11 protein-coding genes are annotated in these 14,455 nt (G+C 54.0%); all 11 read left to right on the forward strand.

The annotated features are described in order from the left end of the window. Window positions 1-282: 282 nt before the first annotated feature. The 11 genes from spoIIE to hslO all read left to right on the forward strand — a co-directional run bounded on the left by spoIIE (window position 283) and on the right by hslO (window position 14,449). On the forward strand, window positions 283-2,787 hold the full coding sequence (gene spoIIE / locus RJP21_RS29015; RefSeq protein ID WP_310862305.1) for a stage II sporulation protein E: 2,505 nt from the start codon (window positions 283-285) through the stop codon (window positions 2,785-2,787). A gap of 112 nt (window positions 2,788-2,899) precedes the next feature. Continuing rightward, window positions 2,900-3,640 carry a vWA domain-containing protein gene (locus RJP21_RS29020; protein ID WP_310862306.1) on the forward strand — a complete coding sequence of 247 codons (741 nt, stop codon included), beginning with the start codon at window positions 2,900-2,902 and terminating at the stop codon, window positions 3,638-3,640. Further along, on the forward strand, window positions 3,624-4,583 hold the full coding sequence (locus RJP21_RS29025; protein ID WP_310862307.1) for a serine/threonine protein kinase: 960 nt from the start codon (window positions 3,624-3,626) through the stop codon (window positions 4,581-4,583). Before RJP21_RS29020 ends, RJP21_RS29025 begins: the two co-directional genes overlap by 17 nt. 42 nt (window positions 4,584-4,625) lie before the next feature. Beyond that, on the forward strand, window positions 4,626-6,077 hold the full coding sequence (gene tilS, locus RJP21_RS29030) for a tRNA lysidine(34) synthetase TilS (RefSeq protein WP_310862308.1): 1,452 nt from the start codon (window positions 4,626-4,628) through the stop codon (window positions 6,075-6,077). Between the two features lie 47 nt (window positions 6,078-6,124). Next, complete coding sequence (gene hpt / locus RJP21_RS29035) at window positions 6,125-6,664, forward strand: hypoxanthine phosphoribosyltransferase (protein ID WP_160045451.1); 540 nt, start codon at window positions 6,125-6,127, stop codon at window positions 6,662-6,664. Between the two features lie 118 nt (window positions 6,665-6,782). Further along, complete coding sequence (gene ftsH / locus RJP21_RS29040) at window positions 6,783-8,861, forward strand: ATP-dependent zinc metalloprotease FtsH (protein ID WP_310862309.1); 2,079 nt, start codon at window positions 6,783-6,785, stop codon at window positions 8,859-8,861. 331 nt (window positions 8,862-9,192) lie between these two features. Beyond that, complete coding sequence (gene nadA, locus RJP21_RS29045) at window positions 9,193-10,131, forward strand: quinolinate synthase NadA (RefSeq protein ID WP_160045453.1); 939 nt, start codon at window positions 9,193-9,195, stop codon at window positions 10,129-10,131. Window positions 10,132-10,170: 39 nt separating this feature from the next. Beyond that, window positions 10,171-11,787, forward strand: a complete 1,617-nt coding sequence (nadB, locus tag RJP21_RS29050; RefSeq protein ID WP_310862310.1) for an L-aspartate oxidase — start codon at window positions 10,171-10,173, stop codon at window positions 11,785-11,787. Next, window positions 11,777-12,637, forward strand: a complete 861-nt coding sequence (nadC, locus tag RJP21_RS29055; RefSeq protein ID WP_310862311.1) for a carboxylating nicotinate-nucleotide diphosphorylase — start codon at window positions 11,777-11,779, stop codon at window positions 12,635-12,637. The genes nadB and nadC overlap by 11 nt, the downstream gene beginning before the upstream one ends. A gap of 16 nt (window positions 12,638-12,653) precedes the next feature. Then, window positions 12,654-13,421, forward strand: coding sequence for a type III pantothenate kinase (locus tag RJP21_RS29060; protein ID WP_310862312.1), 768 nt, complete (start codon window positions 12,654-12,656; stop codon window positions 13,419-13,421). 143 nt (window positions 13,422-13,564) lie between these two features. Further along, window positions 13,565-14,449, forward strand: coding sequence for an Hsp33 family molecular chaperone HslO (gene hslO / locus RJP21_RS29065; protein ID WP_310862313.1), 885 nt, complete (start codon window positions 13,565-13,567; stop codon window positions 14,447-14,449). The last annotated feature ends 6 nt before the right edge of the window (window positions 14,450-14,455 follow it).

Genomic DNA, 14,455 nt, shown 5'->3' on the forward strand with positions numbered 1-14,455 from the left:
AAAAAAAGTTAACGACAGCATCCAACTGATTTCCGGCTCTGTCTATAGCAATCGATAGCGGATTATTGGCGGGAGCTTTGCATCCCATCGCCATAAGGACGAGTCCCGGGCAGGCGCAAACGGTTGGGGCGAGTGAAATTAAGGGCGATTCCCGACATTTCGCGCCGCGTTCCTTTTTGTCGGAAACTTTTTTTGGGCTTGTCCGCTGTTATGACAAACTTTCATGTTTGAAGGCTTTTATAATGGGTACCATCAAATCTACGAAATGGTGGTGCTTAGTACATGGAAAAGTTGAACATGAACCTGCCCGGTTTTAAAACGCTGCGGAAAGAAGCGGATTCGGACGACAACAGCTACATGGCCCGCGTGCGCAATATGCCTGTGCTGCAGCGTCCGTTTCAGTGGCTTGCGGCCAAGAAGTGGATGATTTTGCTGACGCTGATGGCGTTTTTGCTGGGGAAAGCCATGATTCTGGACGAGCTATCGCCATTTGCAATCGCTTTTTTTGCCGTCATTTTGTTTATGCGGCGCGATTATTTGCTTCCGGTTAGCGCGGCGCTCATTGCTGGCAGCCTGTTCGCTCCGTTCCCGGCTTCGCTCATGATCGCCGCTGAACTCCTTATCTTTTATCTGATTTATCGGGGCTTGAACGCTTTCGAACATGCCGAGGTATCTTACGCGCCTCTCATGGTTTTTGTTTCTTCTTTTGTCGTGAAGCTGTTTGCAATTGTTATGGGTTCGTCCTTTACTTGGTATTCCTTTATGATGTGCTCGCTGGACGCGGTCCTCAGCTTCGTGCTTACTCTCGTATTCATCCAGGCGATTCCGATATTCACATACCGTAAAAAGAATTATCAGCTCAAGAGTGAAGAAATATTGTGCCTGATCATACTGCTTGCTTCTGTTATGACCGGGGCTGTTGGGTGGACGGTTTATTCCTTGTCGGTAGAGCATGTGCTGTCCAGGTATTTAATACTGGTGTTCGCGCTTGTCGGCGGCGCGCCGCTTGGGGCCTCCGTCGGCGTCGTAACGGGGTTGATTCTCAGTTTGGCCGACATATCGGCCATCTATCAGATGAGCCTGCTCGCTTTTTCCGGCATGCTGGCTGGCATGCTGCGGGAAGGCAAAAAAGGCGCCGTGATGCTGGGCATGCTTTTGGGATCGTCCATATTATCGATTTATTTCAGCGGGCCGGCGGACGTGATGACATCGACATGGGAGTCGTGTGCGGCGATTGCACTGTTTTTGCTGACGCCAAAGTCAGTCATCTCAATGATTTCCAAATATGTGCCCGGGACAAACGACCACAGCAAATCGCAGCATGAATATGCCAAAAGGGTGCGCGACTTGACCGCGGAGCGGGTTACGCAGTTTTCCCGCGTTTTCCGGCAGCTCTCCCAAAGCTTCGGCCAGGTGGCCGGGACGGAGGAGATCAGCAAAAGGTCCGGCGAAGTCGACCATTTTATGGATGCGGTGACCGAGGGCGTATGCTCCTCCTGCATCAAACGCAGCCACTGCTGGGACGCCAAATTCTATCAAACCTATAAATATATGACCGACGTCATGTCGGCCGTTGAGGAAAATCCGGAGATCACCGATCAGCAAATTCCGAAGGAATGGATGCGAATGTGCGGCAGAACGGGCGACGTGCTTCAAGAAATGAAGCAGCAATACAGCCTTTATCAGCATGATATGCAGTGGAAGCGGCAAATATACGACAGCCGTCAACTCGTCGCCGAGCAGTTGTCGGGCGTATCCCAGGTTATGGAGGATCTTGCGCGCGAAATTCAGCGGGAGGGACAAGCGATGTACCGGCAGGAGGAGCAAATCCGCGAAGCGCTCGAACAGCTGGGGCTCTCTATCCAAGGCATCGAGATTATAAGCCTGGATCCCGGACATGTGGAGATCGAAATCGTGCATGCATTTACGCGCGGGTACGACGAATGCCGCAAAATCGTCGCGCCGCTGCTCTCGAACATTTTGGACGAGCATATCGCCGTGTTGCACGAGTCGTCCGTATCTCCGAAGGACGGGCTCGCCACAGTGCTGTTCGGTTCCGCCAAAACGTTCGAGATCACGACGGGCGTCGCCGGAGCGGCCAAGGGGGGAGACCTGCTGTCCGGAGACAGCTTCAGCATGATGGAGCTTGGCAACGGCACGTTTGCGGTCGCGCTCAGCGACGGCATGGGCAACGGCGAACGCGCGAAACAGGAAAGCAGCACCGCCCTGTCGATATTGGAACAGCTGCTGCAGAGCGGAATGGACGAGAAGCTGGCCATTAAATCGGTCAACTCCATCCTCATGCTCCGTTCCCCGGACGAAGTGTATGCCACCGTCGATATGGCTTTGATCGATCAGTATACGGCCGAAACGACGTTCATGAAAATCGCGTCCACCCCAAGCTTTATCAAACGGGGGCTTGAAGTCATCCCGGTATCCGCCAGCAATTTGCCGATCGGCATCATTCAGGATATCGAGGTGGACCTCGTCACTTTGAAGCTGCAGGCAGGCGATATCGTCATTATGATGACGGACGGCATCTTCGATGCTCCGGGACATGCGGTAAACAAGGAGCTCTGGATGAAACGGATGATCCAGGAGATCGACAGCGAGGATCCACAGCAGATCGCCGACATTTTGCTCGAAAAAGTGATCCGGTACCAGCAAAACATCATTCATGACGACATGACCGTCGTCGTGGGCAGGGTGGAGCACTATCAACCGGAGTGGGCGACGCTGTACGTGCCCGGACTTGCGCGGATGGAGCGGCCGCGGACCGTGAGCTGAGTTGGACGCATTGCCCGGGAAATGGGGGAAGGGGGCGTTATCGCGTTTGGAATCTCTCAAAAATGGAAATGCTAGAAAGCAGATAGAGTCCATTTTTGGGAGGAAGATGCTCGTGAAACAGATTCTTTTGATTACGGACGGATGCTCGAATGTAGGAACAAGCCCGGTGCTGGCGGCAGCCCATGCGTTTCAGGAAGGCATTACGGTAAACGTTGCGGGGGTGGTGGATTACGGTACGATCGGCGAGCTTGGAAGTTTGGAAATCGCCGAAATCGCCAAAGCGGGAGGAGGGGTTAGCCGGATCGTAGGGACGAGGCAACTCGCCCAAACGATGCAGATGATGACAAGGAAAACGGTGGTTCAGACCATTCAGCAAGCCGTCAATAAGGAGTTGAAACAAATCTTGGGAGACGGCTCCTTGGAGGATTTGCCGCCGTCGCAGCGTTCGCAGGTCGTTCAGGTCGTGGACGAAATGACGGAGACGGCGCCGCTGCAGGTTGCGCTTCTGATCGACGCCAGCGCCAGCATGAAACCAAAACTCGGAGCGGTGGAAGACGCGATCCGCGATTTGATGCTCAGCCTTCAAGCGCGCGAAGGCATAAGCGAACTCGCGGTGTTCCACTTCCCGGGGCGCCGGGGCGGCGAGGACGCCGTCATGGACAGCGGCTGGACGAAAGACGCCAGCGCGCTGCGATCCCTTTTTCAGCGCATTCAGATGAAAGGAGCGACGCCGACGGGACCGGCCATCATGAAGGTGATTGATTTCTTCCGTTATGGTACACTAGATGAACATCAAACATGGCGGGGAAATGCCGATGAAGGAGAAGGGATGCTCGGTGACTACGTCGTCTAGACCGGTGTATCCGGCCGGTACGGTCGTTACGGGAAAATGGCGCAGAGGCCGCTTTATCATCCGGCGCGTGCTGGGGAAGGGAGCCAACGGAATCGTTTATCTTGTGCAGAAAGAAGGCTCCCGCGATCCGTACGCCCTGAAAATGGGATTCGACACGATGGACCTGCAGTCCGAAATCAACGTGCTGATGTCTTTGCAGTCGAAGCGCAAAGCGTCGGGACTGGGATCGGGATCGTCCAAAGGCGGCCCGCGCATGCCCTATTTGCTTGAGGTGGACGATTTTAAAAGCGGGGACGGGGATATTCCGTTTTATGTCATGCGTTATGTCCGGGGCAGTTCCCTTCACCATTTCATTCGCAGGCGCGGGAAGGAATGGATCGGCCTCACGGGGCTGCGCCTGCTCGAAAAGCTGAACGGGCTGCATCGCTCCGGATTCATATTCGGCGATTTGAAGCCCGAAAACGTCATGGTATCCGACGTCGGACACGTGGAGCTGATCGATTACGGCGGGGTAAGCTCCATCGGCCGGAGCGTCAAGCAATTTACGGAATGGTATGACAGGGGATACTGGAATGCCGGTTCGCGAACAAGCGACGAAGGGTATGACCTGTTTTCCTTTGCCGTTTTGATCATTCAGCTTCTCAATCAAGAGGAACTAAAGGCGGTGGCCACCCAGCATCTGCCGCAAACCCGGAGTCCTGTCCAGCTGCTCCAGCTCGTGCAGCGAAGCCCGGCGCTCAAATCCTATGCCGATTGGCTGGGGCGGGCGATTCGCGGGGAATTCGCAGGCTCGCACGAGGCGCTGAAGCTGTGGAAGGAGACGGTTTATACGCCTGCGCTTGCCGGCAAGCAGCCGGGCAAAACGCCGCGATGGCTTATCAACGCGTTCGCCCTTTCCTTTACGATTGCATGCGTGGCCTGTTTATGGGCTTTTTTATCCTGAATGTTATATACATAAAGCGAGCCGCAGAAGAGGGGATCTTGGATGGAAAGCAGGACGAACTTGAATACGCTGGCAGGACATGTCCTCCGTATGGCGGGAGAGCATGGATTATGGAAATCCAATGACACGATCGTAGTCGCAGTATCCGGCGGACCGGACTCTGTGGCTCTTTTGCATGTGCTGAACCGGATTTCCCGGCTGCATGTTCCGCTCCAGCTGGTCTGCGCCCACGTGCACCACGGTTTGAGGGCGGACTCCGACGGGGAGGAGGAGCTTGTCCGCCGGATGGCTGAAGGCCTCGGCATCCCTTTCGAGTCCGCGAGGATCGACGTTCCTTCCTATATGAAGGAAAGCGGAAAAGGATTCGAGGAGGCGGCGCGCGAAAAAAGGTACGCCTTTTTGCATGAAACGGCGCGGCGTTATGGCGCGGCATCCATCGCGCTGGGGCATCACGCCGACGATCAAGCCGAGACGGTGCTTATGCATTTGCTTCGGGGAAGCGGGCTTACCGGCCTTACGGGCATGAAAATAAAAAGGCGCGAAAAAAATGTGGAACTCATCCGTCCTTTTTTACGTATATACAAAACGGACCTCGTCAGCGTGTGTGAGCAGGAAGGCTTGGCCTATGCGGTCGACAGCTCCAATCTTTCGAACGTATACCGGCGAAATGCGATCCGGCTGGATGTACTGCCGTTTTTGGGGCAATATAATGGTCAGATCAGGCAATCGCTGGTTCAGCTTGCCGAGATCGCAGGCGGAGAAGACGATTTCATGGAGCTGGCTGCCGATCATGCATATCGCAATATGGTGCGGCATAAGAATGGAAGGCTCTATTTTGAAGCGCCTTCCTTTTTGGCCTTACATGTCGCTTTACAACGAAGGTTGATTAAACTAATATTAAATTATCTGTCGGCAGGCTCTGAAATCACCGATTTTCACAAAATCGAATTGATTCGCGAGCCAATTGTTCAGAATAAAAGCACGACCTGGAGCCTTGACATTGGAGGCGGTTTGGCCTGCATACGCGAATACGATATGATATGGTTTATGCACAGGCCGCAAGAGCAGTCCAAGAGCTATACATACGAGCTTCAAACTGCTGTTCCGGAACTTTTTATTCCTGAGATTGGCAAAAAGATGAAAATGAAGGTTCAGTCGCCGAACGACTCTTATTTTTCGAATGCGGCCGGAACCTGCGCCGAAGCGGTGTTCGATGCCGGCCAATTGAAATATCCATTAACAATCCGCTCAAGACTGCCTGGAGATACCATGAAGGTCATGGGATTAAACGGAAGCAAAAAGGTAAAAGATATTTTCATTGACGCGAAGATACCTCCATCCGCTCGCTCCCGCATTCCTGTATTGGTCGATGGTTCAGGCAACATTATCTGGATACCGGGAGTCCGGCGGTCCGCGCACGCGGCGGTCGGGGCGCAAACGGTGTCCGTCCTGCATATGCGTCTGGAGGATGCAGAGGCAGTGGAGCAACTGTAATGGTCATAGTAAGACTTTCATAGTATAAACGTAGGAGGTTCGCTCAGTTGCAAAACGATATTCAAGAAGTTCTGATCACCGAAGAGGAAATCCAGAAGAAAATAAAGGAACTCGGAGCACAGCTCAGCAAGGTTTATGAAGGGCGCAATCCTTTGGTCATTTGCGTACTGAAAGGCGCGTTTATTTTCATGGCCGATTTGGTTAAAAATATGACAGTACCTCTTGAGCTCGACTTCATGGCCGTATCCAGCTACGGCACACAGACCAAATCATCCGGCGTCGTCAAAATCATCAAAGATTTGGATGCGTCGGTGGAAGGACGCGACGTCCTGATTGTCGAAGATATTATCGACAGCGGTCTCACACTCAGCCATTTGATCGAGCTTCTCAAGAGCCGCAATGCCAAGTCGACGTGCGTTGTCACGCTGTTTGACAAGCCGGCGCGGCGTACCGTAAACCTGGAAGCTGATTATACAGGCTTCTCACTGCCGGACGCCTTTGTTGTCGGATACGGCTTGGATTACGCCGAACGTTACCGGAACCTGCCCTACATCGGGATCTTGAAACCGGAAGTCTATTCCCACTAATGGTGATACTCCAGCCCATGGACGTTTTTTACTGACGGTTCATGCGAATACCACCTCTGTTGAGATGGTCAGACAGGCTATGGTAAAATAATTAAAGTGTTTTGAGAGGAGGTAGGGGATGAATCGGTTCATCCGGAATTCTGGTTTTTATTTGATTCTTTTTTTAGTTGTGGTGGGCATTGTCCAGTTCGTAAGCAGCAGCGGTGAATCTGCTCACAATCCTAGATACGATGAATTTCGGCAAGAGATTAAGGCTGGCAATGTGAAGGATATCACGGTTCAATTTGACGGTTACGCCTATCTCGTAACCGGTAAATATAATCATAGACCGGACGGGGCTAAATCCGACAGCTTCTCGACCTACATTCCGGCTACAGATGCCGCGATTCAAGAGCTGGTTGACGCCAGCGACAAGACCGGCATGCAATATACCCAGAAGAAGATGGAAGGCGAAAGCATTTGGCTGACGCTGCTCTCCTCCATGATTCCTTTGGTTATCATGTTCATTCTCTTCTTCTTCCTGTTCAATCAGGCGCAGGGCGGCGGCGGCAAAGTGATGAACTTCGGCAAAAGCCGTGCTCGCTTATATAATGAAGAGAAGAAGAGGGTCACGTTCGAAGATGTGGCCGGGGCCGACGAAGAGAAACAGGAACTCGTTGAAGTTGTGGAATTCCTGAAGGATCCGCGCAAATTTGCCGCCGTCGGAGCGCGCATTCCGAAAGGGGTGCTGCTCGTAGGTCCTCCGGGTACAGGTAAAACGCTCCTCGCCCGCGCGGTAGCCGGCGAAGCAGGCGTGCCGTTCTTCAGCATTTCCGGTTCCGACTTCGTGGAAATGTTCGTGGGTGTCGGTGCATCCCGCGTGCGCGATTTGTTCGAGAACGCGAAGAAAAATGCGCCATGTATTATATTTATCGACGAAATCGATGCGGTTGGCCGCCAGCGCGGCGCCGGTCTTGGCGGTGGCCATGACGAGCGCGAACAGACGCTGAACCAATTGCTCGTAGAGATGGACGGTTTCGGCGGCAATGAAGGCATCATCATCGTTGCGGCAACCAACCGCGCCGATATTCTCGACCCGGCGCTTCTGCGTCCGGGACGTTTCGACCGTCAAATCACGGTAGACCGTCCGGATGTGAAGGGTCGTGAAGCAGTACTGAAAGTGCATGCGCGCAACAAGCCGCTCACGAAAGACGTTAAGCTTGATGTTGTAGCAAAACGCACCACGGGCTTTACCGGCGCCGAGCTGGAGAACCTGATGAACGAGGCTGCCCTGCTTGCGGCACGCCGCAATCGGAAGGATATCTCCATGCGCGAGGTGGACGAAGCGATCGACCGCGTCATCGTCGGCACGGAGAAACGCAGCCGCGTGATCAGCGACCGCGAGAAGCGGATCGTCGCTTATCACGAAGCGGGTCACACGATCGTCGGCTATTTCCTCGAGAATGCCGATATGGTGCATAAAGTAACGATCATTCCTCGCGGCCGTGCCGGCGGATACGTCATCATGATGCCGAAGGAAGATCGCATGCTCGTCACGAAACAGGAACTGCTGGATAAGGTTACGGGTCTCCTCGGGGGCCGCGTGTCCGAGGAACTCTTCATCGGAGAAATCGGAACCGGCGCATACAGCGACTTCCAGCAAGCGACAGGCATCGTGCGCAGCATGATCATGGAATACGGCATGAGCGAAAAGCTTGGGCCGCTCCAGTTCGGCTCGTCGCAAGGCCAGGTATTCCTTGGCCGTGATCTCGGCCATGAGCAAAATTACAGTGATTCCATCGCTTACGAAATCGATCAGGAAATGCAGCGCATGACCAACGAATGTTATCAGCGTTGTAAGGATCTGCTGATCAAGCACTCCAAAGAGGTTCATCTCATCGCGAATACGCTGCTTGAGAAAGAAACGCTGGAGCTTGAGCAAATCAAAGAACTGATCGAACAAGGATATCTGTCCGAAGACGGACCGCGCGAAGACGAAAACGGAGGTTCTTCCGAAGGCGGAGCACCCGTGATCGACTCGATCGGTGACGTTCGCGTCCGCATCCAAGGCAAAGAGGACAACGCCAACTTGCCGACGAATGAGATTCCGAACGATGTTCCGGAGAGCCCTTCGGACATTCCGAACGATCCGACCAACCCTCCGGCGGACGATCCGAATACAGGCAACGGGGGGACGCCTCCCGGAACCCAAGCATAAACCGGACGTTTGACCGACTATCGCAAAAATAATAACCCGAAAGACGATGATCGTCGTCTTTCGGGTTTTTGTTTTTTGCGGCACTTAAAAATTTTTTAATGGACTAAACAAGCTTTTTTACGGTGAAGGGGCGCATCAAACATGCACCGCATAAGGAATTTTTTCGAATATGGCCCTGCCCGTTGCGAACATGCCGCCCAATTGACAGTCCGTGAAACCTTGTGTACATTAGTTGATAACTGAAAAACCTCGAGGCTTAGACACCTAACTTTGAGAGAATTTTCACAATATTATAATGATGTGATGACATTATTAAAGGAGTGGGTTTCTGGTGGAAGCTCTTGCGCTGCAGCATAAAGAGGAGCAAAAACGGGAATTGACCGAGAAGCTGATGCAACTCAAAAAGGAAAGAAACGCAATCATTCTTGCCCATTATTATCAAAGAGACGAAATTCAGGAGGTAGCCGACTTCCGAGGCGATTCCTTTTTGCTTGCCCAAAAAGCCGCGCAAACCGATGCGGAGACGATCGTATTTTGCGGCGTGCATTTTATGGGGGAAAGCGCCAAAATTTTGGCTCCGAACAAGACGGTTTTGATTCCGGACGAACGCGCGGGTTGCCCAATGGCCGACATGGTGAACGTGGACGGACTCCGCAAGCTGAAAGCGCAGCATCCGAATGCCAAAGTCGTTACATATATCAACTCCTCCGCCGACGTGAAAGCGGAAACGGACATTTGTTGTACCTCATCCAATGCCGTAAAAGTCATTCAGTCGCTGGATTGCGACGAGATCATCTGGGTGCCGGATAAAAACCTCGGCCATTACGTGCAGCAGCATACCGACAAAAAGATGATCATTTGGGAAGGATACTGCAACACGCATGATATGTTGACCGTGAAGGATGTTGTGGAGATGAAAGCCAAACATCCGAACGCCCAGTTTGTCGTACACCCGGAATGCCGCCCGGAAGTCGTGGCGATGGGCGATTTTGTAGGCAGCACGACAGCCATCATCGATTACTGCAAAAAGTCGGACTGTCAGGAATTTATCGTTGGTACGGAAGACGGAACGGGATATCAGCTCCGCAAGGACAGTCCGGATAAAACCTTCCATTTCGCATCCAAATATTTGGTATGCCCGAACATGAAAGTAAACAATCTCAAAAAATTGGTGAAGTGTCTGGAAACCATGAAGCCGCAAATTTACGTGCCGCCGGCTGTCGCAGACCGGGCCCGAATTTCTTTAGAGCGCATGTTACAAGTACAGTAGCATGCGCTACTCTTTCTCTTAAGACAGGTGAATGATGCAATGATTCCTCAGTTTTTGGTTGATTTTGACCTGCAGTCGTTGCCCTGCTTGGAAACGGATGTCATCGTCATTGGGTCCGGGATTGCGGGTCTCTATACGGCGATTGAGGCGGGAAAGGACCTTAACGTCATCATGATTACGAAAAACGCGCTTCTGGAGAGCAACACCCGCTATGCCCAAGGCGGCATCGCCGCCGTGACTTCAGAGGACGACTCACCGGCATACCACCGGGAAGATACGCTGATGGCCGGGGCGGGATTATGCTCTTCCGCCGCGGTCGACGCGCTTGTGAATGAAGGGCCCGAAGGCGTTCAGGAGCTGATTCGCCTGGGCACCAGTTTTGACGTTGAAAACGGGGAGCTTGCCTTGACGCAGGAAGGCGCCCACAGCCGGCGCCGCATTTTGCACGCGAACGGGGATGCGACCGGCTTCGAGATCGTCAGGGCGCTGGCCGCGCAGGTATGCGTTCATGAGCGTGTTCAAGTGTGGGAGCATCATTTTGTGGTCGACGTCATTACGGTTGGGAACGAATGCGTAGGGGCTCTCGTACAGCGTCCCGACGGGCAAAGGGTGTATGTGAAGGCGTCGGCGACCATATTGTGTACCGGAGGGGCCGGGCAGCTTTACCGATATACGACGAACCCGGAAGTGGCAACAGCAGACGGCATTGCCATCGCTTACCGGGCTGGGGCGCGAATCCGCGACATGGAATTCATTCAGTTCCACCCGACGGCGTTGTGTTATCCCGGCGCTCCGCGTTTCCTCATATCGGAAGCGGTTCGGGGCGAAGGAGCCGTGCTGCGGAATATCAAGGGCGATCGGTTCATGGACAAATACCATCAGCTGCTCGAGTTGGCGCCCCGGGATATCGTGGCTCGGGCGATCGTCAGCGAAATGGAAGAAACGAAATCGACGTTTGTGTATCTGGACATTACGCATGAGCCGCAGGATGTCATCCAGCACCGTTTTCCGACCATTTACGAAACTTGCCTGAATTACGGCCTGGACATGGCAACGGATTGGATTCCCGTCGCTCCGGCTGCGCATTATATGATGGGTGGAGTGAAAACGGACCTGAACGGGGAAAGCAGCGTCGCAAGGTTGTTTGCCTGCGGCGAAGTGTCCTCGACCGGCGTGCATGGGGCGAATCGTTTGGCAAGCAATTCGCTGTCCGAGGCGATTGTGTTCGGCAGACGGATTGTAAACCGGATCCGGGAGTTGGCGCCTCTCGCAGGTTCCGTCGATCTGACCCATCAGTTGGAGGGCCGGACAGGCGCCCCCAAGCAGGCGATTATCGAGCGGCGGTTGAAACTACAGAAAGTAATGGTTCGATATGCCGGGCTGCGCCGCAGCGAACCGATGCTTCGAAAAGGGCTGGAGGAGCTTCAGCGGCAGCTGCCGATTTTTGAGTCGGAACTGACGAAGAAGGAAGAGTTCGAATTTGCGAACATGCTGACGAGCTGCATGCTGGTGACCCTTGCCGCGCTAAAACGGAAGGAAAGCCGCGGCGCCCATTATAGAGAGGATTATCCCCAAAGGGATGATGCGGAGTGGCGCAAGCATCTGCTTCAGCACCGTGAAGAAGAAATGATGGAGGAATTCAGCGATGATGTTTAATGGATATAACGAGGGCTTGGTGGAATCGATCCGCTTGTGGCTGAAGGAGGATGTCGGCTCAGGCGATATCACGACCATGACAACCATCCCGTCGGGACATGAATCGAAGGGCATCATTCACGCAAAGGAGGATGGGGTCGTAGCGGGCATTCCCGTTGCGGAACTGGTATTCCAAGTCGTGGACCCCGGTCTGGCGTTCACGCCTCACGTAAAAGACGGAGACCGTGTAACGAAGGGAACCGTGCTGGCGGTCGTGGAAGGAAGCACGCATCATATTTTGACGGGGGAACGGCTGGCCCTCAACCTCTTGCAGCGATTGTCGGGCATCGCTACCCGGACCCGCATGTTCGTGGATCGGCTGGAAGGTTTGCCTGCCCGGCTCGTCGATACCCGCAAAACGACTCCGGGACACCGCATGCTTGAGAAATACGCCGTCCGGGTCGGCGGCGGTGCCAATCACCGTTTCGGGTTATACGACGCCGTCATGATTAAGGACAACCACATTAAGGGAGCGGGCGGAATCCGCAGGGCGGTCGAGCGGGCACGCGCCCATATACCTCATACGATGACCATCGAGGTGGAAACGGAGTCTCTGGAACAAGTAGCGGAGGCGCTGGAAGCCGGCGCGGACATCATCATGCTGGACAACATGGATCATGAGATGATGAAAGAAGCGGTCAGACGGATCAAAACGAAGGCGCCGCATGTCCGCGTGGAAGCTTCCGGCAACGTTTCGCTGCAAACCGTCAAAGAAATTGCCGAGTGCGGGGTTGACGTCATATCCGTGGGGCGGTTAACCTATTCCTTTGAGAGTCTTGACATCAGTCTGGATCTCAATGCCGTAAAATAAAGGAGGGATCGTCCCTATGATCCTTGTCATCGACATCGGGAATACCAACATTGTGCTCGGCATCTACAAAGGACGCGAGCTTCTTCACCATTTTCGCTTAAGCACGATCCGCCAATCCACGTCGGACGAATATGGGGTATGGTTTCACAATTTGTTCCATATGTCCGGCATCGCCGTTTCGGACATTGAAGGGGTCATCATGTCCTCGGTCGTTCCGCCGATGGTTCATACCATAGACCAGATGTGCCGCAAATATATTCATAAACATCCGCTGATGGTCGGCCCCGGCATTAAAACCGGGCTGAATTTGCGCAACGAGAACCCGCGAGAGGTCGGCGCGGACCGGATCGTCAACGCGGTGGCGGCGGTCGAGCTTTACAAAGGGTCGCTCGTCGTGGTCGATTTTGGCACGGCGACGACGTTTGACTGCGTGGACCAAAAAGGCGACTATCTCGGCGGCGCAATCGTGCCGGGAATCGGCATATCGACCGAAGCGTTGGTCGAAAGGGCGTCCAAGCTTCCGCGCATCGAGCTGGAAAAGCCGAAAAAGGTCATCGGCCGCAACACCGTGCATGCGATGCAGGCCGGGATCATTTACGGCTATGCCGGCCAGGTGGACGGAATCGTCAAGCGGATGAAGGAGGAAATGCGGGCCCCATCGCTCAAAGTCGTCGCCACCGGCGGACTTGCGGAGCTGATTGCCAGCGAATCGGAAGCGATCGATGAGGTCAACCCGATGCTGACGCTAGAAGGACTGCGGATTATTTACGAGCGCAACAAATGAAGTTCATCATCGCTATCTAGGATCTAGGGATGAACATCGTGTTTTGGGAACGATAAACGAAGCAGCGGCTTTTTGGCCGGTTTGAAGTTCAAATCGCAGGATCGCAACATTTTCAAATCCAAAGCAAGGAGTTTATGAACGACATGGAAAATAAACAAGACGGCCTCATCCGAGGCACCGCAATGGGCGGGCGCGTTCGGGCTTTCGCCGTTCGAACGACGGCGCTCGTCGAGGAGCTGCGCCGGAGACACGACGCATGGCCGACGGCTACGGCCGCAATGGGGCGGACGCTGACGGCAGGCGCCATGATGGGAGCGATGCTCAAAGGCGATGAGAGGCTGACGATCCAGGTAAAAGGCGACGGCCCCCTCGGCCAAATCGTCGTCGATGCCAACGCAAAAGGCGAAGTCAGAGGTTACGTGGACGAACCGCATACCCATCTGCCGAGCAACAGCAAGGGCAAACTCGATGTTGCCGGAGCGGTCGGCCGCGAGGGTTTTTTGCACGTAACGAAAGATTTGGGCCTGAAGGAGCCTTACCGCGGCAGCGTACCGATCATATCGGGAGAGCTTGGTGAGGATTTTACGTATTATTTCGCCGTATCGGAACAAACGCCGTCGGCTGTCGGGCTTGGCGTGCTTGTCGCTCCGGACAACTCCGTCATCGTGGCCGGCGGATTCATCGTTCAGCTTCTGCCTGGGCTTAGCGACGACGAAATTACGGCGATCGAGCAGGCCGTCGGAGCGATGCCTCCGGTCACGGCTCTGCTGGATCAAGGCCTGGAGCTGGAGGAGATGCTTCGCTGGCTGCTGCCTGACATTGAAGTCATGGAACATATGGATATCCGGTTTCAATGCCAATGCTCGCGGGAACGGGTCGAACAAACGCTGGTAAGCCTCGGGAAAGACGAGCTGGAGCAGTTGATCGAGGAAGACGGCAAGGCGGAAGTGGTATGCCATTTCTGCAACGAAGCATACAGCTTTAATAAAGAAGAATTGCAGCAAATTTTGGACCAAGCAATTCGTTAAGGCGCG

The organism is Paenibacillus sp. VCA1 (assembly GCF_031583795.1).
Taxonomy (GTDB): Bacteria; Bacillota; Bacilli; order Paenibacillales; family Paenibacillaceae; genus Paenibacillus_AQ; species Paenibacillus_AQ albilobatus.